We start from the raw sequence: 20,309 nt of genomic DNA, 5'->3' as shown, positions 1-20,309 counted from the left end.
CCCCAACACGGGTGAGCGGAATGATCAGCTCAGGTGCGCGAACCGCGGCCACGCCTCACTCCACGGCATCCGGATGCCCCGGCAGACCGTGACCGGAAGTCCCTGCTCCTCGTTGTCGATCCCACGCCCGTTGTCGAGCCGCCCGTGCACCTCGCACCCCTCGAACAGCGGATCGAGCAACCGGGGCCCGTAGCCCACGAACACGGCGGCATCCGCGGCATCCGGCGGATGCCCCTGGAACCAGAGCTCGTTGTGTCCGCTGAAGACGTCGGCGGGGTCGAGGCCCGCCGCCGGGCCGAGTCGCGCCACCGCGCCCGCCTCGCCGTAGTTCGATGTGATGATCGGTGCCCCTGGCACCGTGCCCGCGGCATCCGCGATCTGCTCGACGTAACGCGGCCAGCCGACGCTGTCGGCGGTGACCTGGTTGATCGAGGCGAGGGGAGTGGCGCCGAGCACGTCGACGGGCACGAGCGGCAGCGCGATCACGGCCGAGATGGCGCCGTTCAGCGCGACCGCCGTCCACACGAGCACGCGGCGGGCACGGGTGCGCATCCACTCGGCGGTCGGCACGCAACCGATCGCGAGCAGCACCTGCACGACGCCGAGCGGGTAGTAGAACTGCGAGCTGCCGACGAAGGTGAACACGACGACCACGACGAAGGCGCCGACGAGCAGGCGGATGTCGCGCCAGGGCCGCCGTCGCAGCAGCGCCACGAGGCCCGTGACCCAGATCGGCACGATCAGTGGACCCGTGAGCAGGAGCAGCATCGGCCACATCAGCCAACGCGTCTCGCCGCCGTTGTCCTCGGCGAGGGCCGCGCCCATCGCGAGCTGCGGCCAGTCGTGCGTCGCCTGGTACACGAGGTTCGGCAGCGCCAGCACGAGCGCGATGAGGATGCCGCCCCACAGCCACGGCGATCGCAGAGCGCGCCGGGGCCCGAACGCGAGGAGTCCGACGCCGAGCCCGGTGAGCAGCACGGCGATGAGGAGCTTGTTGTGACTGCCGAGACCCGCGACGACTCCGACGGCGAGCCACCACCGGCCGTCGCCGCGCATCAGTGCGCGCATGGCGAACAGGCAGACGAGTGGCCACACGACGAGGTCGATCGACGCCGTGAGCAGCACGTGCCCGAAGATCATCGGGAACGCGGCCGCGGCGGCGGTCCACGCCGCGAGCGCCTGGGCGCGGCGCGCTCCGCCGACCTCGCGCGCGATGAGCGCGGCGACGAGCACGGCGGCGACCGCCGCCAGAATGGCCGGAAGCCGCTGGAACCACGGCTCGTCGATGATCGACGCGAGCGTGCGGGCGATGAGCGGGGTCAGCGGCGGCTGGTCGACGTACCCCCAGGCGGGATCGAGCATGCGGAAGTACAGCTCGTCGCGGTGGTAGCCGTAGGCGTTGCTGGTGGCGGCGAGCAGGGCGGCGAGTGCGAGCATCGCGGTGATGACCGGTCCGCGGGCGAGCGGCTCGAGCGGCGGGCGCGGCGCGGGCCGGGCGGAGGTCGCGAGCGGTTCGGATGTCGCGAGCGGTTCGGATGTCGCGAGCGGTGCGGCTTCCGCGAGCGGCGGCGCTTGCCCGCGCTCGGGCGCGGGGGTCGGTGCGGCGTCAGCCGGCGTCATCCGACCACAGTAGTGCGGTCGCTGCGTGCCGTGCGGCGTCAGCCGGCGTCATCCGACCACAGTAGTGCGGTCGCTGCGTGCCGTGCGGCCGGATTCGCGGAGGGAGACCCGAGATCCCGGCGCCTGTACACGCGCGATGCGACTGCCCTAGTCTTCGTCGAAGACCCCGCGCTTCCTCGCGCGAGTCTCCGCAGCGCCGGCTCGGCGATTGCCGCTGCGCTGGTCGTCGGAGTGTGCGAGCGACGGGTGGTGCCGCCGGGTGGCGTGGCCGAGTCGAATCTTTCGAGCGTCGTTCGCTGAGCAGCGGGCCGCGCGACTTGTCCTCCACAGGCGGCACCTGGCTGAGGTTATTCACAGCCTGATCGGGTGTTTTCACGGTGCACGAATGTCGGTGGGTGCGGTGAGAATGGAGCCATGACCGACCTCCGCGACGCGCTCGAGCAGCTCGGCTCGGCGTTCGCCGAGGCGCTGCCGTTCGACGCCGCGTCGGGCTGGCGCGACGATGAGTTGCTCGCCGTGCTGGGCGCCCTCGAAGGGCTCGGCCGGTTGGTCGATGCCCGGCGTGCAGCATTGGCCGGCGAGGTCGCCGAACGGTCCCGGGTCGCGCTCGGCGACGGACGGCTCTCGACGCGCAAGGGCTGCCGGTCCGCGGTCGAGCTGATCGAACGAGTGACCCAGGTCTCGACCACCGAGGCGCGCCGGCGCATTGCACTCGGTGCGGCGACCCGGGCGCGCGCCGGGCTGACCGGCGAGCCGCTCGACGCGGAGTCCCCGGCGGTCGCCGCCGCCCTCGGTGCCGGTGAGCTGGGGGCCGATGTCGCGGGCGTGATCGTCCGCGAACTCGGCCGCGCCGCGGCGGTCGCCGATCCGGCCGCCTTCGCGACCGCCGAGCACGCCCTCGTCGCCGAAGCGTTCGGCGCCGGTGACGGGGCACCGGTGCGGTGCACCGCCGACGAGCTCCGGGTGCAGGCGCAGGCGTGGGCCACGTTCCTCGACCAAGACGGGCCCGAACCCGACGACGAGCGCGCGATGCGGCGCCGCGGGTTCCGGCTCGGCCGGGCCCGCGACGGACTCATCGTGGTCACCGGGGAGCTGATGCCCGAGGTGGCGGCGCGATTGCAGCGGCTCTTCGACGCGCACCTGGCACCTCGTTCGGGCGGCGGGTTCCTGACCGACGCCGAACGCGCCGACCTCGCCCGGCAGGCCGAGACCCGCACCGCCGACCAGCAACGCCACGACGTGCTCGCCGCCATCATCGACACCGCAGCACGCTCGGGCGAGCACCCCACGATCGGTGGCGCCGCAGCGACCGTGCTGGTCAGCGTCCGAGCGTCCGACCTCGAGTCGCGGCACGGTGTCGCGCACGCCGACGGCATCGACGTGCCGATCTCGTTGCGGGCGGCGCGGCACCTGATCTGCACCGGCGGCATCCAGACCATGGTCGTCGACGACGCCGGCGCGATCCTTCAACTCGGTTCGCCCGAGCGCTGCTTCACCCCGCACCAACGGCGGGCGATCACCCTCCGCGACGGCGGCTGCGTCATCCCGGGCTGCTCGGTGCCGGCGGCGTGGACCGAGATCCACCACGTCATCCCCGACCGCGACGGCGGCCCCACGCACCCCGACAACGGCGTGATGCTCTGCTGGTTCCACCACCGCACCATCGACACCTCCGGGTGGGGCATCCGGATGGTCGGCGGTGTCCCGCACCTCAGACCGCCCGCGTGGCTCGACCCCGGCGGCACCTGGCGGCCGGTCACCAAGTCACCCACCCGACACGCCGACCGGCTCCGCCGCCACGACCGGCGCGAGGAGCAACGCGTCGAACCCGCGGCATGAGCGGAAGCCGGTTCACTTGAGCGCGCGCGGGGTGTAGACATGCCCGATGCCCGATGCCCGATGCCCGATGCCCGATGCCCGATGCCCGATGCCCGATGCCCGATGCCCGATGCCCGATGCCCGATGCCCGATGCCCGATGCCCGACGCGCGAAACGGGCCGGGCGCTCGCGCGCCCGGCCCACGTCGCGGGTTCGGCTGCAGAACCGGCCTTCAGTCCTCCGAGATCTCGGCCACGGTCTCGCCGGTGGCGGTCGCCGACAGCGAGCGGGCGATGTCGGCCTGGCTGATGATGCCGACGAGGTCGTGCCCGTCGATCACCGGCAGGCGACGCACCTGGTACTCCTGCATCACCTCGAGGGCCTCGCGGATGTCGTCGTCGGCGCCGATCGTCACGGGCTTGCCCTCGGCCAGGCTTCCGGCCGTCACCGATGACGGATCCCCACCCTCGGCGATGCATCGCACCACGATGTCGCGGTCGGTGAGCATTCCCTTCAGGCGGTCGTCATTGCCGCAGATCGGCATCGCCCCCACGTCGAGGTCTCGCATCATTCGGGCGGCCTCGAGGAGGGTCTGGTCCTCCTTCACGCACTTCGGGTCGGGAGTCATCAGATCGCGTGCAACAGTCATCGGTGGTCCTTTCTCCGGTTCCGTCGGCAGGCTATGTTGCACGCGACCGACCCGCGCGGGGGTTGACTCCGTGGCATCGCCCATGCAGCCACGGCGGCGCGGACCAGGATCCAGCCGAGGGGCGTGGCGGGCCACCAGGCGCGGCGCGCCGCTCAGCCCAGCGACCCCACGAACGCCCGCACCCGCGCCGCCAGCTCGTCAGGAACCTCGGCCGCCGCGAAATGCCCGCCCTCCGCGAGCCGGTCGAACGCGCGGAGGCCGCGGTAATGCGATCGGGCGAGGGACTCGGGGTACTCCGCCTCATGACGCTGGATGAACACCGCCGCCGGCACCGACGTCGGCGGGATCGGCCCCGCCTGGTCGGCGCCCTCGTAGTACGGCCGGAACGACGAGCCGATGCTCTGCGTGACCCAGTAGATCATCGCCTCGGTGAGGATCCGGTCACGCGAGATGCGTCGCTCGACCGCCGACGGATCGCCCGGCGGGGTGTCGCTCCACTCGACGAGCTTCTCGGCGAGCCAGGCGAGCAGTCCCGCCGGCGAGTCGTTGAGCGCGGCGGCGAGCGTGTCTGGGCGCGTGGACTGCACGTGCCCGTAGGCGCCGTCGGTCTCGTGCCTGGCGGCCAGGTCGACGAAGAACGCGTGCTCGGAGGCATCCGTCAAAGCCTCGCGTTCCTCATTCGTCGGGAAGTGCGCGTGCGTCGCGACGATGCCCGAGACCCGCTCGGGGTAGCTCGCGGCGATGAGGTCGCTGACGTTCGCGGTGACATCCTCGCCGTAGGTGACGTACCGCTCGTAGCCGAGCACCTCGGTCATGAGCGCGTGCATGGTGGCGGCGATGCGGGTCTCGGTCATGGGCCCCTCGGCGTAGGGCGACGAGAACGCGAACCCCGGCATGCTCGCGACGACGACGTCGAAGTCGGGCAGCCGGTCGGCGAAGTCGAGCTGCAGCGCGAACGTGTGCGGCCAGCCGTGCATCACGAGGAGCGCCGGGGCATCCGCCCGCTCGGAGCGCAGGTGGGCGAAGTGCAGCGCGGTGTCGCCCACCTGCGCGATGAACTGCGGATGCCCGTTGAGCCAGGCCTCGCGCGAGCGCCAGTCCCACCCCGCCCACGTCTCGACCAGCTCACGCAGGTACGCCGCGTTCAGGCCCGAGGCGGGTCGCCGAGGCGAGTCGGGGAGGAGCCGGGTGCGCGCAAGGCGCGATCGGAGATCGTCGAGCGTGTCGTCGGGCACCTGGAGGTGGAAGGGCTGCACATCGGCCATGCGCCGACGCTACGCGCGACCGCCGACACCGCCGACAGGCGACCGCCGACACAGCCGACGCTCCCCCGTCTACCCCGCCGGCGCCACCTCGGGGAACCGCCACGAACCGTCGATCACCTCGGGTCGCGGCTGGTAGAACCGCACGAGGTAGTTCCATCCCTCGACAAGCCCGAGCCGGTTCGGGCGGCCATCGTCGGGCCCGCCGAAGTGGATGGTGACCGTGCCGTCGTCGTTCCGCGCAGCGGTGACGCTGTTCACGCTCACGAGGCCGCCGTCGGCCTGCTCGAAATAGCCGGCGGCGTTGTACAGCGACACCGACCAGAACGCGTCCACCGGCACGTCGCCAACGGTGACTGCGTACTCGCCCATGGGCAGACGCGGGTCGACGTTCGCGTAGAACGCCTCCGACTCGGGCAGGCCGCCCCACCCCGCGGCGGTGCCGATCAGATGGTGCACCGGCTCGACGTCCTCGCGTCGCCCGAACGCGCCGCCGAACCCGCTGAGCCCCCGCGAGAGCGTGAGCAGTGCGTCGCGAGTCTCGTCGAGCGAAGCCTGGTCGTACTCGGGTGCGACGAACGGCGCATCGGATGCCGCAGCCACGGCGAACTCGTCCTGCAGCGCGTTCACGGCCGCGACATCCGCCGCATCGTCAGGGTCCACGAGGATGCGCGCGGCGAGCAGCACGAAGCGGGACCCGAGTTCGTCGGCGTGCAGGCGGTGCTCGCCCGGCTCGTGCAGCACGACCGGGACGTAGTGGTCGTGATTCACGACCATGACCGAGAGGTAGCGGTCGCCGGCCTCGGGAATGGTGAGCGTCGCACCCTCGGACACGTCGACGATCACGGCGCTGTAGAGCGTGTCGCGGTTCTGGCGGATCACCGGCTGGTTGTCGAGCGGCGTCGGCGTGCGGTTGTGCGACCACCGCCCCGCCCCGCCAGCCTGCGCGGCGATCGCCGCGAACATGCGGCTCGTCTCGGCGTGCGCGAAGTTGTCGACGTTCACGTGCTCGGCCATTCGGTCCCCTCATCCCCAATCCGACGGTGCTGAGCCGAGCCTATTGGCTGAGCGGACGCGAGTGGGCCCGCCTCCGAGGAGACGGGCCCACCGTGGGTGCGTGCAGAACGCCGCGGACTAGTCGGGGTTCACCACGTCCACCGTCATGATGCCGCCGCTGTTCTGGCCGGTCACCGTGACGGTCACGCCGTGCCCCGCGACGTAGACGCCGCCGAGCGGGTTGGTCGAGCTGAAGTACGCGTCCGTCACGGCGTCCGTGAACGTCGCCGCGGGCAGCTCGCCCTCGAGTGAACCGACTGCCTCCAACGTCCCGACTGTCTGGCTCTTGCCCTTGCCGACGAGGACCTCCTTGTGGAGTGCCACGCCATCGAGCGGGTCGAGCCCGAAGGTCGCGTCGAACGGCTGGCGACGGTTGCTCGGCGCCGTGCCGTCGGGGTACGTGAACTTCGCCGGACGCGCGTCCACCGGCAGGGCGAGCCCGTGCCCCTGGTGGTCGATCGTGTTGTTGTCGGTGTAGGTCTCGTCGACCGCCCACACGAGCATGCCGTCCTGGTAGGGGAAGCGCTCCACCCAGTCGGGAGCCGTGAGGCCCTTGCTGAACTGGTACGGCCCCGTCTCGAGCGTGGCGTCGTAGCCGACGTAGGTGCGGTTCTCGACGAGGTAGTACCGGTCGCCTACGGAGGTCTCGGTGCCGGTGCTGATCGTGAAGCCGCCGTCGGCGGTCCAGGCGTCGGTCGCGTCGGTCTCGACGTCGTCACTGAGGATCGTCGTGCCGCCGCTCTTCACGACGATGTCGTCGATGAACGCGCCGGCAAGGTGCACGCCGCCGTCGCTCTGGTAGCGGAACCGGAAGTCGACCGGCCCGCCGCCGGGCACGGAGAAGCGCAACGTGGACCAGCGGCCGTTCGTCGAGCCGTCGATCGGCTGGCCGATCTGGATCCACTTGCCCGAGGCATCCTTGTACTCGGCGTACAGGTAGTCGTAGCCGGCCTCGATGTCGTACCAGGCCTTCGCCGTGACCGTCGCCGACTTGACGCCCGTGAGGTCGAGCGTGCGTGTGAGCGTGGTGTTGAGGTCGTCGGCGCTCGAGGTCCACCACGCCTTGGAGCCCGAGGCGGGCGTCGTGTAGGTGGTCTCGATGCCCTGGTCGGGCACGTCGATGACGAGCGCCTGCTCCTGGCCGTCGGTCTGCAGCGCGGCCGGGCTCAGCGTGTAGGAACCCTCGTCGCCCTGGTTGACGACCGCGTAGTCGAGCCATCCGAGCTGCAGCTTCTCCCACGGACCCATGTAGTTCGGCGTCGTGCCGATGTCGTCGCCGCCGTTGTTCAGCCACGACCCGCTCGACATGAGCGTCCAGAAGGCGGTCGAGTTCTCGCCGCCGTTCGTGTCGTAGAAGTCGGGCAGGCCCAGGTCGTGGGCGTACTCGTGCGCGAACACGCCGAGCCCGCCGTTCTCGGCCTCGACCGTGTAGTCCCCGATCCAGAACCCGGTGTCGCCGATCTGCGCGCCGCCGAAGAGCGCGCCGTCGGGGCCCGTCACGCCGTAGTCGGTGGAGTTCACGTACCAGCGGTGCGACCAGATGGCGTCCTCGCCCTGTGCGCCGCCGCCCGCGTCCTCGCCCTCACCGGCGTGCACCGCCTGGAAGTGGTCGAGGTAGCCGTCGGGCTCGTCGAAGTCGCCGTCGCTGTCGTGGTCGTAGCGGTCCCAGACATCGAACGTCGCGAGCTCGTCCTTGATGTCGTCGATCGACCGGTTCGCCGCGACCTGCGCGTCGTACCAGGCGTTGCCGGTGTCCTCGATGAACTGCCACGCGCCGCCGTAGTCCTCGACGCTGTTGTCGCCGTAGGTCGAGGCGTTGCCGGGCACCTTCACCCAATCGCTCACCTCGCCGTCGACCGTGTAGTTGCCCGACGACTGCTTGAAGTAGAAGTCCGCGAACGATTCGCCGTCGCCGAAGAACAGCTCCTCGTAGTACGCCGCGTCGAAGTTCGGCGCCCAGTGCGTGCTGTTGTTCACCTTGCGGTCGGGCTCGGGGATCTCGCCGTGCAGCGGCCCGGGCGTCGTGCCGAGCTTGCCGCTGCCCTGGTCGCCGAACTCCGAGAGGATCGTGAACAGCCGGCCGGTTCCTTCGACAGCGGCCTCGAAGTACTTGTCCTCGGCGAGCTGCACCACGCCGTCGTCGCCGAGCGTGGCCTGGCCCGAGAGGATCAGCTCCTGCGCCGCCTTGCGACGTTCGTCCTGGCGGGCGGTGAGCGGGCCCGGACGATTGTCGGGCCGCTGGGGCGCCGCCTGGTCCGAGGTCGGGCTCTCGGCGGGCGCGGCGATCGCGGCCGGCCCGAAGGCCGCCCCCGCGATGACCGTGGCACCCGCCGCAGCGACGGCGAGGATGCCGCGCGTGCGTCGTTTCACGAGTTCTCCTTCACAGAAAAGCGCCCGGGATCGCCGGGCACGGTGCGGTCACGCTAGCACCCCCGTTCGGGGCAGCGGAAGATGTTGACCGCAGTCAATTTCGTGAGGTTCTCGCAGGTTCTTCGACGGGCTTCTGCACGGCCCGCGGATGCCCCGGGCCGGCGGGAACCGGCTCGACGACCCGAGCGCGCGGCGCTGCGCGCTCGGGCCGCCCGCCTACTCTTCGACGCCCGGGTCGCCGCCCTCGAGGCCGCCCTCGGTGGAGTCGGTCAGCGGGGCGTCGCTCGTGGGCGAGCCCGGAGTCTCCTCGGAGGTCTTCTCGTCGTCGGCAGCCGGCTGCTGGGTGCCGCCCTGCGTGCCGCGTGGCGTTCCGCCCTCTGGTACGTCGATCGGGTCGTCGGGCCTGATCTCGTCGGTCATCGCTCGCTCCTTCGTCTTCGTACCAGCCTCCCGCGCCGCGCCCGCGAGGGCGAGGGGTTGACGCGTCGTCGCGGGCGGCTGCGGCATGCTTGAGGACATGTCCGCGGATGTCTCACCCGGCACGACTGCCGCGCTCGCGGCGCTCGCCGCTCGGGTGCGGCGTCGGCTCGAGGCATCCGGCGCCCGGATCGTGCTCGGCATCGCCGGGAGCCCCGGCTCGGGCAAGACGACCCTCGCGCGAGCTCTCGTCGACGCGCTGAACGCGAGCGCCGGCGGGTCGGCCGTGCACCTGCCCATGGACGGCTTCCACCTCGCGAACGCGACCCTCGACCGGCTGGGACTGCACGACCGCAAGGGCGCGATCGAGACGTTCGACGGTTGGGGCTTCGTCGCGCTGCTCGAACGCGTGCGGCGCGAGACCGACCATGTCGTGTACGCGCCGGCCTTCGAGCGGGCCGTCGACGAGCCCGTCGCGGGAGAGATCGCGATCGAGGCATCCGCTCGCATCGTGGTCGTCGAGGGCAACTACCTGCTCGACGAGTCCGAGCCGTGGCGGAGTGTCCGCGGCCTCCTCGATGAAACGTGGTTCTGCGACGCCGACGACGACGAGCGGATGCCGCGACTCGTGCGACGGCACACGGCGTCCGGTCGATCGCCGGAGGCGGCGGCCGCTTGGGCACGCGACGTCGACGGCGCGAACGCGCGGCGCATCGCACCCGGCCGCGAGCGCGCCGACGTCGTCGTGTCGGGCGTCACCTGGGCGGTCGTCGTCGACGCGGGCGTACCCTTGCAGTAACGCAGTTCGAGGGGGACACGCGCATGCCGTACTTCATCATCGAGCGGAACTTCGCCGAGGAGCTCCCGGTGCCGCTCGAGTCCGCCCCCGACATCAACCTCGTCAACGACGAGGAGGACGTGCGCTGGCTCTTCTCCTTCCTCTCCGTCGATCGCCGCAAGACGTACTGCCTCTACGAGGCGCCGTCGATGGAGGCCATCCGGGTGGCCGCGGTGCGGGCGGGACTTCCCGCCGACGTCATCACCGAGGTCGACGGACGCGTGATGCCGAACGGCGCGTTCGCCGCGGTGAGCTGAGCGACGCGTCGCTCGGCCGTGCGAGCCGCGCGAGCCGCACGGGCCACGCCCTCACGCGAGCCCGTGCTCGTGGGCGAACCGCGCCGCCTGCGTGCGGTTCTCGGCGCCGATCTTCGTGAGGATGTTGCGCACGTGGTTCGCGACCGTGTGCTCGCTGATCACGAGCCGTGACGCGATGTCGCGGTTGCTGCGGCCCTCGGCGATGAGCGCGATGACCTCGAGTTCGCGTGCGGTGAGTCCGTCGGGGGGCTCGGGGGCGGATGCCGCCGCAACACCGGACGCGGCGCCGACGCCGGATGCGGCGCCGACGCCGGATGCGGCGCCGACGCCGGACGCGGCGCCGACGCCGGATGCGGCGCCGACGTGTTCGACGCCCAGCGCGCGCAGCACCCGCGCCATGCCGAGCGGCTCGGCGATGGCGCGCGCCCGTTCGGCGAGCCCGGCCGCCTCGGCCGAGGCGGGATCGGCTCGTCGCAGGTGCGCCGCGGTCGCGGCGAGGGTCCGCGCGACATGCAGCGGTGCGTCGGTGCGCTCGGCGAGCTCGAGTGCCGCCCCGAAGCGCTCGAGCGGGGAGCCCGTGCCGAGGAGCGACTCGAGCTCGCCGAGGTACGTGTCGGCCGGGCCGAACGGCGCGACGAAGAGCCCCGACATGAGGTTGAGGCCCGAGTACTCCTCGAGCCAGTGGTGGAGGCGTTGCGCCGTCACCGCGTCGCCGAGCCACGTGGCCGCCTCGGTCATGAACGCGAGGCGCGCCGGCCAGTCGCTCGAGTCGCGGGCGGCCGGATCGCTGTGCTCGACGAGCCAGGCGAGCGTGCGCCGGCCGAGGTCCTCGAGCCCGAGCTCGGTCGCGATCGCGAGCAGGCCCGGTGCCCAGCTGCCGGCCGGCGACTCGTCGCCGCGGATGAGGTTCCGCACCCGCTCGAGCTGGCCGGTCTCGCGGCGCACCAGGTAGCTCTGCAGGGCGTTCGCGCTCGACGTGGCGTCCGATCGGAACACGCTCTCGTCGCGCTCCGCGCGGCGGCAGGCCTCGGCCGCGTCGTCCAGGCGGCCCGCGACGAGGGCCCGCACGAACCGCACGCATTCGACCCAGTACTCCCAGTGGCGCCCCCACTGCCGGCTCATCGCGACGAGGTCGCGCTCCGACTCGTCCATGCCGAGCCGGTCGCCGACGAGGTAGCAGTTCGCCGCGCGATGCAGTGCGGCCACGCCGAACCACTCGTCGTCGGGCGATCGGGTGAGGCGGAGCAGCTCGGTGGTGCGCTCGAGGCGCTCGGTCACCCCGCGCGGGCGCAGGGTCATCGAGGTGGTCGTGCGGAGCGCGGTCGCGAGCACCTGCGGGTCGCCGTGCGCGCGGGCGAGCTCGACCGCGCGATCGCCGAGGCGCTCGGCCTCGTCGATGGCGCCGGTGAAGGCCGTCGCCCGCGCCAGCGAGGCGAGCGCCTCGATGAAGAGCGGATCGTCGTCATCGCGGGGCAGCGACGCGAGTCCCGACGACAGCAGGTCGACGGCCTCGTGCCCGGGCAGGCCGGGCCGCCACGAGGCATCCTCGAACCCGATCGCGGCCCGCAGCCGCAGACGCGGGTCGCCCACGGTCTCGATCACGCGCGTGAACATCTCGCGCGCCCGCGACGTATCGGCCGCGAGCTTCCAGCTGCCGGCCGCGCGCAGCAGCAGCTCGGCCTGCTCGTCGGGATCGGGGGAGATCTCGGCGGCGCGCTCGAACAGGCGCCCGGCGTCCTCGTAGGCGAAGCGGTCCTCGGCGAGTTGCGCCGCGCGGGGACAGGTAGGTGACCGCGCGATCGCCGAAGCCCAGGGCCCGCGCGGCCGCGTAGTGGTAGGCGAGCCGCTGGATGAGCCGCGGAGCCGCCGGGAAGCGCGCCTCGAGCGTCTGCGCGATCCGGGCATGGGCGCGCAGCACCTCCGCGCTCGGCATGAGGTCGATGATCGCCTGCCGTGCGATGGCGTGCGGGAACCGGTAGCGGTCGCCCGCCTCGCGGGGCGGGTCGATGAGCCGGGCGTGCGCCGCGGCATCCATCGCCGAGAGGGTGACATCGACGGATGCCTCGCTGGTGCCGACGAGCTCGGTGAGCTCGACCTCCTGGCCGAGCACCGCCGCCAGTTGCAGCACCGAGCGCTGCTCGGGCTCGAGGGCACCGATGCGGGATCGCACGAGGTCGCCGACGGAGTCGGGCAGTTCGACGAGGCGCCGGTGGTCGCGTCGCTCGGCCTCCATGACCGGTCGCCACATCGCGCGGAGGAGGAACGGGTTGCCGCCCGTGAGCTCGCCGAGGAGGCCGGCCGTCTCCAGGGCGCCGGCGCGGGCGACCTGCGCGCGGGCGACCACGTAGTCGGTGATCTCGTCTGCGGTGAACGGTGCGACGTCGAGCCGCAGCACGCCGGCCAGCCGGGCGAGCGAGGCGAGGGCGTCGGCGAGCACGTCCGACCGGTCGGGCTGCGTGCCGCGGAGCGTGCCGATGACGAGCACCCGGGCATCGGTCGTGCCCTCGACGACGCGGCTCAGCAGGCGCACGGCCGCCGGTCCTGCCCAGTGCAGGTCCTCGAGCGCGAGCACGAGGGGACGCCGCGCCGCCGCGGCCCGCAGCACGTCGACGATCGCCGCGAAGACGGGCTCCTGGCCCCTCGCGCGCTCGGCGGCGTCGTGCCCCGAGCGCTCGAGCACGCGCTCGATGAGCTCGGCCGACTCGGTGCTCGACGGGTTCGAAGCGTCCTCGCGGTACGCGGGCAACAGCACGCGGAGCGGTTCGACGAACGGTTCGAACGGGGCATCCAGCTCCTCGATGCAGGAGCCCACGAGCACGGCGGCGCCGTTCGCGCGGAGCCGCGCGCAGACCTCGCTCACGATCCGCGACTTGCCGGAGCCGGGCTCGCCGCTGAGGAACACCGCGCGGCCGGCACCGCCGACGGCATCGGCCCACGCCGCCTCGAGCGCTGCGACCTCCTCGTGTCGAGCGACGAACGGCGGCTGGCCGGAGGTCGTCCAGCCTGCCGGCAGCGCCGGAGCGGACCATTCCCGCATCTGCTCACGATAGTGCGGGGATGCGCTCCGCGGCGATGGTCCGAATTGACTACTCTGGCCGGTCGCCGAAGATGACCAGTCCTCGTCATGTGGCGCGCGGGCCGTCTTCCTACCGTGAACACGGCGACGCTCGACCGGGCTCGCATCACCACGGAAGGGAACACCCCACCATGAACGCACGCACGTTCCTCATCGTCCCGGCCGCGCTGGCCGTGGCGGTCCTGGCCGGATGCGGCCAGGGACTGACGGGCGCGGGATCGGCTCAGGTCCGCATGCCATCGACGGCCGTCTGCAGTGCGCCCGACTACATCCGCGACCAGGCGCCCCGGGGCGTCTGCACCGACGACGTCGTCGACGACGACCTCTCGCCGCTGAGCGGACGGTGAGCGCGGTGATCAGCACCGGACTCCGCCCCGTCAGCCGGGGGCTGTGTCCGCTCGGGCTGCGCCCGCTTTCGCACGGTCTCTGCCCCTGAATCGGGGTCTTGCCGAGGCATCCGACGCGTCGTATGGTCGCGATCGACAGCTTCCGTCACCGACGATCGGAGCCCGCATGTCCGCGACCGCGCTTCCCTCGAGCGGCGATCGTCCGGGCGATTCGCCCGCGGCGAAGACGTGCGATGCACGCGGCATGATCGAGATCCACCGGATGTACCGCGCCGCCTTCGGCGAGGCTCCGTCACTCGTGACGGGTGTCGCCGAAGGCGGCGCGGCCCATGCCGACGTGGTCGGCGATCACCTCTCGATGCTCTCGGTGAGCCTGCACGCCCACCACGAGTTCGAGGACGAGAACCTGTGGGACACGCTGGAAGATCGTGCGCCCCGGTGCACGGGTCACGTCGAGCGCATGAAGCAGCAGCACGCGGCGATGCTCGTGCACCTGCAGGCGATGGATGCCGCGCTCCCTGCGTGGCGGGCGAGCGGTCGATCGGCGGATGCCGCGCCGGTGCTCGCCGCGCTCGAGGGCATCAACGCGGCGCTCGCCGTGCACCTGCCCGACGAGGAGACGAGCATCGTGCCCGTCATGGAGACGGTGCTCACCCAGAAGGAGGTCGACGCGGCATCCGTTCACGGACGCAAGGCCACGCCGAAGGGCAAGACCTGGGCGCAGCTCGGTGCGATCCTCGCGGCGCAGCCCGACGGCGGCGACGAGTGGATGCACGAGCACCTGCCTGCGCCGTTCCGCCTCGTCTGGAAGCTCATCGGCCGGCGCGACTACGAGGCGAACCGCGCGGCGCTGCTGGGGCGCGAGCCCGCGTAGGCGCCGGTCCCGCCGGGTGGCGGCCGCCGTCAGCTCGGCTGCTGCACGGACTCCACGTGGAGGAACACCGTCGAGCTGTCGCACGCCGGAACCGGATCGCTCAGCTCGACGAGCACCCCGGTGAAGCTGTGCGGCGGATACACGAGGTAGCCCGTGCCGTAGACGACGGGGCAGTTCTCGAGGGGTCCGCCGTCGGGGTCGATGTTCGTCGCCTGCAGGGTCGCGGTGACGGATGCCCCGGGCTCGATGGTGAGGGTCGGCGGCGCGTCGTCGTCGATGCGGTCGGCGGCTTCGCCGAGCTGGGTCCCTGAGGCGTCGACGACCGAGACGCCCGGGGCGCCGCGCAGCTCGCAGGCGTCGTCACCCGTGTTGGTGAAGACGATGTCGGAGTAGATGGAGCCCGCTGCCGCATCGAGGTACTCGATGCGCACCTCGAGCGCGTCGTCGGCGCACTGGCCGGCGGGAGCGTTCGGATCGACCTGGCCGCCGTTCGGCGCCGGCGTGGTCGTGGGTGTGCTCGACGTGGTCGCGGGTGCCGACGTCGCGGGCGGGCTCGAGGGAGGAGCCGTTCCGCCGGCACAACCGGCGGCGAGCACGACCAGCGCAGCCGTCGTGACCGCGAGTCTCGCCATGCGACCCCCCACATCGCCGACGATACGCCGACTGGCGAAGCGCGGCCAGCCCGGCCGCGCCGACCGGGTCCTCTACCGGGGTTCGGTGGCCGCGGCGCCCCTCGCCGAGCCGGTGGGCTCGAGCGCCGGTACGAGGAGACGGATGCCTCGGCCCGCGAAGTCCGCGGCATCCCTGACCTCCATCTCGCCCTCGTAGGCGGCGAGGTACGCCCGGTGGAACGCGTGCCCGACGAGCAGGTGGGCTGCCGCCTCGAGGTCGGCGTCGGCGCGGATGCGGCCGGCCGCCTGCTCCTCGGCAAGGATGTCGACGACGAGCGGCACGACACCCTCCGGCCCCGCGCCGTGGCCGCGAACTCCGTCGCGATGCTCGGCGAGCAGGTCGGGCGCGCTGAAGATCGACACCGACAGCGGGAAGGTCCTGGTGAAGTACGCGAGGAGCGCCGAGACGACACTCGCCAGTGAGGACGGCAGGTCGGAGCGATCGGATGCCTCGGGCAACTCGATGCGAGGCATCCGCTCGCCGAGTACGGCGAGGAAGAGCTCCTGCTTGTCGGAGAAGTACTTGTAGAGCATGCCCTCGGAATATCCGGCCGCGCGGGCGAGCTCTCGGGTGGTCGCCCCGGCCACGCCGCGCTCGCTCAGCACCCTGGCGGCGGCATCGAGGATGCGCTCGCGAGCGGTGGACGACGAGGTCATGTCACTTCCCTGGATCTCGTGAGCGTTCACTCACCGTAGCAGCCCGCCGCCGGCGCCGCCGCCCGGTGCTGTCGCAGAGGCGCCACCGCGAGCCGTCGCCGAACGAACGTTCCCGTTCCTGCAATCGGTGCCGAAGTACCGGAGTGCCGGAGTGCCGGGGTTCCGAAGTGCCGGGGTGCCGGAGTGCCGGAGTACCGGAGTGCCGGAGTGCCGGAGTGCCGGAGTGCCGGGGTGCCGAAGTACCGGAGTGCCGAGGTGCAGGGGTGCCGAAGTACCGGAGTGCCGAGGTGCAGGGGTGCCGAAGTGCCGGAGTACCGAAGTGCCGGAGTGGCGGAGTGGCCTGGGTTTGGGAGCGAAACTGATTCTCCGGCGTGGGCACGCGCGGAGGAAGATGGGAACGACGAGGGAGGCGACCGTGAAGGACCGCGCGAACCTACTGGTGTGGGCCCAGTTCGTGCTGCTCGCGCTGCTGCTCCTGCCGGGCGATCCGCTCTGGAGCGAGACCGGGATCACGGTCGTCGCGGTCATCCTCGGCGTCGTCGGCGCCGGTCTCGCGGTCGCGGGTGTCGCCGCGCTCGGCCGCGACCTCGTGCCGTGGGTCGCGCCGAAGCCCGGTGCACCGCTGCGCACCGGCGGGATCTACCGGCTGACCCGCAACCCGATCTACCTCGGCATCCTCGTCGGTGCCGCCGGCTGGGTGCTCTGGCGCGGACGCATCGAGCTCATCGTCGTCTGGGTCCTGCTCGCGGCAGTGCTCGTCACGAAGGCGCACGTCGAGCAGCGGCGACTCATCGACGCCTACGGCGACGAGTACCGTGCATACGCGGAACGCACACCGCTGCTCGTGTTCGCCCGCGGCATCCGCTGACCGGCCTCAGGCCGAGGGCACCTCGCGCAGCAACCGGAACTCCCGCCGCCGCAGCAGGCCGAGCAGCCACGACGCCGGGACACCGAACGCACGGCGGCCCGCCTCCGTCGGGAACGGCTCGATGCCGTCGATCGCGTACTCGCGCCCCCGCCACACCACCTCGCATCGGCCCGCGGCCACGATGTTGCGGTACCAGTTCACCCGAGGACCATACGTCAGCTCGGCGACGAACCCTCCGGGCACCCGCGCGAGGATGAGCGGCGTCTCGTAGCTCGCGCCGCTCTTCCGTCCGACGTGGCGCACGAGCGAGACCGGACCGATCCCGCGTCGAGCCATCCTCAGCACGAGCGGGTTGAGCGTGTGCTTGATCGTGGTGAGCCACGCGCGCTTGACGGCACCCATCACGACGCGGCACCCATCACGACGCGGCACCCATCACGACGCGGCATCCGTCGTCGCACGCAACGGCCCCGATTCGAGCAGCTTCGTGATCGCGCCCAGCGGGATCGCCGCCCACGTCGGGCGGTTGCGGGTCTCGTAGATCGCCTCGTACACGGCCTTGTCGAGCTCGAACGCGGCGAGCAGGTCTCGATAGGGGCTGAGGTCGACGCCGGATGCCGCGACGTAGCCGTCGAGGAACGCCCGCCGCGCGGCATCCGCCCACTGCGCCGCCGCCGACGTTCGATCGGGTTCGGCGATCGCCGTCGAACCCGCGACGTAGTCGAACGAGCGGAGCATACCCGCGACGTCGCGCACCGGCAGGTCGGGTCGGGTGCGGTCGTCCATCGGGCGCATCGGCTCGCCCTCGAAGTCGAGGATCACCCAGCCCCGCTCGGGCGCGAGGATCACCTGCCCGAGGTGCAGGTCGCCGTGGATCCGCTGCAGCTGCGGCCACGCGCCCGCGCGTGCGTGCTCGTAGAAGGCCTCGATGTCCTCGCGAGCCGGAGCGAGCGACGGCACCTCGGCGACGGCGATCCCGAGTCGCCGCGCCCAAGCGCCCGTGATCATGCCGATGAGCTCGGGCGAGGGCGCCTCGCTGGGGAACAGCTCACCGAGCGAGACGTGCAGTGCCGCCACCGCTGCGCCGAGCTCGCGCGCCTCCTGCGTGAACGGCGTGTCGGTCGCAGCGGCCGCGAGGGCGACGCGCCAGGCGTCCTCCACGCCGGGCAGGAACTCCTGCGCGAACGCGAGGTGCCCACGCGCGCGTCCGTCGGGTCGGCCCACGTCGTCCCACGCCCCCTCCACGTGCCCGATGCTCGCGGGAACGTGCCGGGAACCGGATGCCGCGAGCGCCGTCTGCAGCGTGACATCGGGGTTCTCGCCGTGATGCAGCTGCCGGTACACCTTGCAGATGATCGGCGCCGAATCGGCAGGGCGGTACACGATCGACGTGTTCGACTGCTCGCCGCCGACGACGGTCGCGGGCGCGCTCAACGGCGGGCGCGGGGCATCCGGGGCATCCGCCCCCGAGTACCGCCCCCGCGCCTCCGCCCCATCGGACACCGCACGCCCCTCGCCCACGATGAGCGCCAGCAGCGCGTCGGTGTAGGCGCGGTCGTACGGTCCGTCGTAGAGGAACCCGTCGTCGGGCAGCCGCCCGATGAGATGGCCGGATGCCTCGGGCGAACGCAGCCGCAGCCGTCGCTCGACCACCGGCAGCTGGTACAGGATCGGGGGCGTCGCGGCATCGTCCATGAGGAGCAGCGTGCGAACCCGGGCCTGCGGGTCGACCGTCGACAGCTCGAACGCGCCGATCAGGCGCAGCTGCGGCGCGTGCGACTTCCCGCCGCACCAGCGCTGCCGCGGCATCCAGGCGGCGATCGCGGCCACGGCGCTGTCCATGCCTGAACAGTAGGGCGGGCGGCATCCGAAGTCGAGGACCCGACCAGGGGTCCATCGACGCGTGTCGCGGGCCATACTGGAGGCGGGACGACTCAGGGGGAGGTCGACGATGGCCTACGAGGTACGCATCACCCAGCATCCGCGGCAAGATCTCGCGGTCGTGCGTCACCGCACGACGTTCAGCGAGATCCCGACGTTCATGCGGTCGGCATTCCAGACCGTCGCGGGCTACCTCGGCAAGCAGGACCTGCTCGGCCCGGGGCCGGCGGTCGGACGATACACCGAGATGGACATGACGACGGGCGAGGTCGTGGTCGCCGCGGGGTTCGTGGTGTCGCAGCCGATCGAGGGCGACGGCACCGTCGTGGCCGACGAGACGCCCGCGTGCGAGGTCGCCACGACGACGCACCTCGGCTCCTACTCGAACGTCTCGGAGGCCTACGACGCGATCGCGAAGGCGATGGCCGTGCAGGGCCGCGAGCTCGACGAGACCACCATGTGGGAGGAGTACTGGAGCCCGCCCGGCACCCCCGACGACCAGACCAAGACGGTCGTCTACTGCCCGCTGAAGGCCGCGGCCTGACCTGCTCCGCGGGTTGCGGAGCGACGAAGGAGCGCCTCGAAGCCCGCTGTCACACCCACGCGCGGCGCACGGCCTCGGCGCCGAGTTGCATGCGGGTCGTCACGCCCGCCGTCTCCATGAGCTCGGCCACGCGCCGTTGCACGGTGCGCACCGAGATGCCGAGCTGAGCGCCGGCCGCGGCATCCGTCAGGCCCAGCAGGAGCAGCTTCAGCAGGTCACGATCGACCGCGTCGTGCGTGCCCGTCAACTCGCCTGTGGAGATGAACTCGGTCGAGCTCGCCCAGAACTCCTCGAAGATCGAGGCCACCAGGTCGAGGAGCCCGCTCGGATGCACCAGCAGCGCACCCGACGAACGCTCCTCGCCGCGAGACCGCATGGGCAGGAGCGCCATGGCTTCGTCGGCGATGATGAGCCGGGTCGGCAGCGTCGGCAGCACGCGCACCTCCTCGCCGAACGTCGCCGCCTCTCGTGCCGCGTCGATGAAACCCGGGCGTTCGAGCACCGGCTTCTCGACGATCACGCGGTACCGCACGCCTCTGGCGAGCGCGTCGTCCTCGGCACGGTTCTCGTCGGCGTCGAGGAAGGCCACGTCGCTCAGCACGAACACCCGCACCTGCTGCGTGGCCGAGGCCTGCAGCTGCGCGAACCGCTGGCGCACGGCATCGGCCCCGAGCACCACGTCGACGACGTCGGGAGCCTCGCGTCGGGAGGCTCCCGAGCGGTAGAGCTCGCTCAACTGCACGAGGGCCTCGTGCGCCTGGGTCAGGCTGCGCTCGCGTTCGAGCAGCATCGGGCGCAGGGCGAGCGACGGCGGTGAGGCGACCACTCGGTCGGGGGCGGATGCCTGGCGCGCGAGCAGCCCGAGACGCTCGAGCTCGACCAGCACCTCGCGCACCCGCCCGGCCGGTAACGCAGCCGACGCGATGATCTCGTCGATGCTCGCCGACGGAGCCTCCAGGATCAGCCGGTACACGGAGGTGTGCTCGTCGTCCAGTCCGATCGCCTCGAGCACGCGAAGCTCCGTTCCCCTCGACCGATCCGCCGGCTCGGGGGCCGTGTGGCGGATCGCGGCCATGGCATCTCTTCGCCATCACCCTAGCCAAT

General features: G+C 72.0%; 20 protein-coding genes. 7 read left to right on the top strand and 13 right to left on the bottom strand.

The window, feature by feature from the left end:
- Positions 1-24 precede the first annotated feature (24 nt).
- A complete protein-coding gene (locus ACVFI9_RS16935; protein WP_474763344.1) occupies positions 25-1,620 on the bottom strand; it encodes a glycosyltransferase family 39 protein in 1,596 nt (531 codons plus the stop codon).
- Positions 1,621-2,034: 414 nt separating this feature from the next.
- Here ACVFI9_RS16935 and ACVFI9_RS16930 point away from each other — a divergent pair, with 414 nt between their 5' ends.
- Positions 2,035-3,459, top strand: coding sequence for an HNH endonuclease signature motif containing protein (locus tag ACVFI9_RS16930; RefSeq protein ID WP_474763343.1), 1,425 nt, complete (start codon positions 2,035-2,037; stop codon positions 3,457-3,459).
- 211 nt (positions 3,460-3,670) lie between these two features.
- Here the strand turns inward: ACVFI9_RS16930 and ACVFI9_RS16925 are convergent, their stop codons facing one another.
- From ACVFI9_RS16925 to ACVFI9_RS16905, 5 genes are all read right to left on the bottom strand, one after another.
- Positions 3,671-4,087, bottom strand: coding sequence for a CBS domain-containing protein (locus ACVFI9_RS16925; RefSeq protein WP_474763342.1), 417 nt, complete (start codon positions 4,085-4,087; stop codon positions 3,671-3,673).
- A gap of 152 nt (positions 4,088-4,239) precedes the next feature.
- Positions 4,240-5,352 (bottom strand): epoxide hydrolase family protein, encoded by a 1,113-nt coding sequence (locus tag ACVFI9_RS16920; RefSeq protein ID WP_474763341.1) that lies wholly within the window; start codon positions 5,350-5,352, stop codon positions 4,240-4,242.
- Between the two features lie 69 nt (positions 5,353-5,421).
- Positions 5,422-6,366: a DUF1254 domain-containing protein gene (locus ACVFI9_RS16915; RefSeq protein ID WP_474763340.1), complete on the bottom strand. Its 945-nt coding sequence runs from the start codon at positions 6,364-6,366 to the stop codon at positions 5,422-5,424.
- A 117-nt stretch (positions 6,367-6,483) separates the two neighbouring features.
- Positions 6,484-8,775, bottom strand: a complete 2,292-nt coding sequence (locus tag ACVFI9_RS16910) for an immune inhibitor A domain-containing protein (RefSeq protein WP_474763339.1) — start codon at positions 8,773-8,775, stop codon at positions 6,484-6,486.
- Positions 8,776-8,991: 216 nt separating this feature from the next.
- Positions 8,992-9,195: a hypothetical protein gene (locus ACVFI9_RS16905; RefSeq protein ID WP_474763338.1), complete on the bottom strand. Its 204-nt coding sequence runs from the start codon at positions 9,193-9,195 to the stop codon at positions 8,992-8,994.
- An 85-nt stretch (positions 9,196-9,280) separates the two neighbouring features.
- Here ACVFI9_RS16905 and ACVFI9_RS16900 point away from each other — a divergent pair, with 85 nt between their 5' ends.
- Positions 9,281-9,991, top strand: coding sequence for a nucleoside/nucleotide kinase family protein (locus ACVFI9_RS16900; protein ID WP_474763337.1), 711 nt, complete (start codon positions 9,281-9,283; stop codon positions 9,989-9,991).
- Positions 9,992-10,014: 23 nt separating this feature from the next.
- The gene (locus tag ACVFI9_RS16895) at positions 10,015-10,287 is read left to right on the top strand and encodes a DUF4242 domain-containing protein (RefSeq protein WP_474763336.1); all 273 of its coding nucleotides are present in this window, start codon (positions 10,015-10,017) and stop codon (positions 10,285-10,287) included.
- A 51-nt stretch (positions 10,288-10,338) separates the two neighbouring features.
- Here the strand turns inward: ACVFI9_RS16895 and ACVFI9_RS16890 are convergent, their stop codons facing one another.
- Positions 10,339-10,686: a response regulator transcription factor gene (locus ACVFI9_RS16890; protein WP_474766297.1), complete on the bottom strand. Its 348-nt coding sequence runs from the start codon at positions 10,684-10,686 to the stop codon at positions 10,339-10,341.
- A gap of 1,063 nt (positions 10,687-11,749) precedes the next feature.
- Entirely contained in the window at positions 11,750-13,324 is a 1,575-nt protein-coding gene (locus ACVFI9_RS16885) for an ATP-binding protein (RefSeq protein WP_474763335.1), read from the bottom strand.
- 170 nt (positions 13,325-13,494) lie between these two features.
- Here ACVFI9_RS16885 and ACVFI9_RS16880 point away from each other — a divergent pair, with 170 nt between their 5' ends.
- Together ACVFI9_RS16880 and ACVFI9_RS16875 are read left to right on the top strand one after the other, a co-directional pair.
- Complete coding sequence (locus tag ACVFI9_RS16880) at positions 13,495-13,710, top strand: hypothetical protein (protein WP_474763334.1); 216 nt, start codon at positions 13,495-13,497, stop codon at positions 13,708-13,710.
- Positions 13,711-13,876: 166 nt separating this feature from the next.
- Positions 13,877-14,584 carry a hemerythrin domain-containing protein gene (locus ACVFI9_RS16875; RefSeq protein ID WP_474763333.1) on the top strand — a complete coding sequence of 236 codons (708 nt, stop codon included), beginning with the start codon at positions 13,877-13,879 and terminating at the stop codon, positions 14,582-14,584.
- Positions 14,585-14,613: 29 nt separating this feature from the next.
- Here the strand turns inward: ACVFI9_RS16875 and ACVFI9_RS16870 are convergent, their stop codons facing one another.
- Positions 14,614-15,216, bottom strand: a complete 603-nt coding sequence (locus tag ACVFI9_RS16870; RefSeq protein WP_474763332.1) for a DUF4232 domain-containing protein — start codon at positions 15,214-15,216, stop codon at positions 14,614-14,616.
- Positions 15,217-15,288: 72 nt separating this feature from the next.
- On the bottom strand, positions 15,289-15,912 hold the full coding sequence (locus ACVFI9_RS16865; protein ID WP_474763331.1) for a TetR/AcrR family transcriptional regulator: 624 nt from the start codon (positions 15,910-15,912) through the stop codon (positions 15,289-15,291).
- A 391-nt stretch (positions 15,913-16,303) separates the two neighbouring features.
- On the opposite strand from ACVFI9_RS16865, the gene ACVFI9_RS16860 reads away from it, so the two are divergent.
- Positions 16,304-16,780: a methyltransferase family protein gene (locus tag ACVFI9_RS16860; protein ID WP_474763330.1), complete on the top strand. Its 477-nt coding sequence runs from the start codon at positions 16,304-16,306 to the stop codon at positions 16,778-16,780.
- 6 nt (positions 16,781-16,786) lie between these two features.
- Here ACVFI9_RS16860 and ACVFI9_RS16855 read toward each other — a convergent pair whose 3' ends face one another.
- Together ACVFI9_RS16855 and ACVFI9_RS16850 are read right to left on the bottom strand one after the other, a co-directional pair.
- The gene (locus ACVFI9_RS16855) at positions 16,787-17,182 is read right to left on the bottom strand and encodes a nitroreductase family deazaflavin-dependent oxidoreductase (RefSeq protein ID WP_474763329.1); all 396 of its coding nucleotides are present in this window, start codon (positions 17,180-17,182) and stop codon (positions 16,787-16,789) included.
- A gap of 33 nt (positions 17,183-17,215) precedes the next feature.
- Positions 17,216-18,622: a maltokinase N-terminal cap-like domain-containing protein gene (locus tag ACVFI9_RS16850; RefSeq protein ID WP_474763328.1), complete on the bottom strand. Its 1,407-nt coding sequence runs from the start codon at positions 18,620-18,622 to the stop codon at positions 17,216-17,218.
- Between the two features lie 109 nt (positions 18,623-18,731).
- Here ACVFI9_RS16850 and ACVFI9_RS16845 point away from each other — a divergent pair, with 109 nt between their 5' ends.
- Positions 18,732-19,205, top strand: coding sequence for a GyrI-like domain-containing protein (locus tag ACVFI9_RS16845; protein ID WP_474763327.1), 474 nt, complete (start codon positions 18,732-18,734; stop codon positions 19,203-19,205).
- Between the two features lie 49 nt (positions 19,206-19,254).
- On the opposite strand, the gene ACVFI9_RS16840 is transcribed toward ACVFI9_RS16845, so the two are convergent.
- On the bottom strand, positions 19,255-20,280 hold the full coding sequence (locus ACVFI9_RS16840) for a TrmB family transcriptional regulator (protein WP_474763326.1): 1,026 nt from the start codon (positions 20,278-20,280) through the stop codon (positions 19,255-19,257).
- Between the last annotated feature and the right edge of the window lie 29 nt (positions 20,281-20,309).

This window comes from Agromyces sp. NSFZ, assembly GCF_056156205.1.
This window is presented reverse-complemented; position numbering and strand designations above follow the sequence as displayed.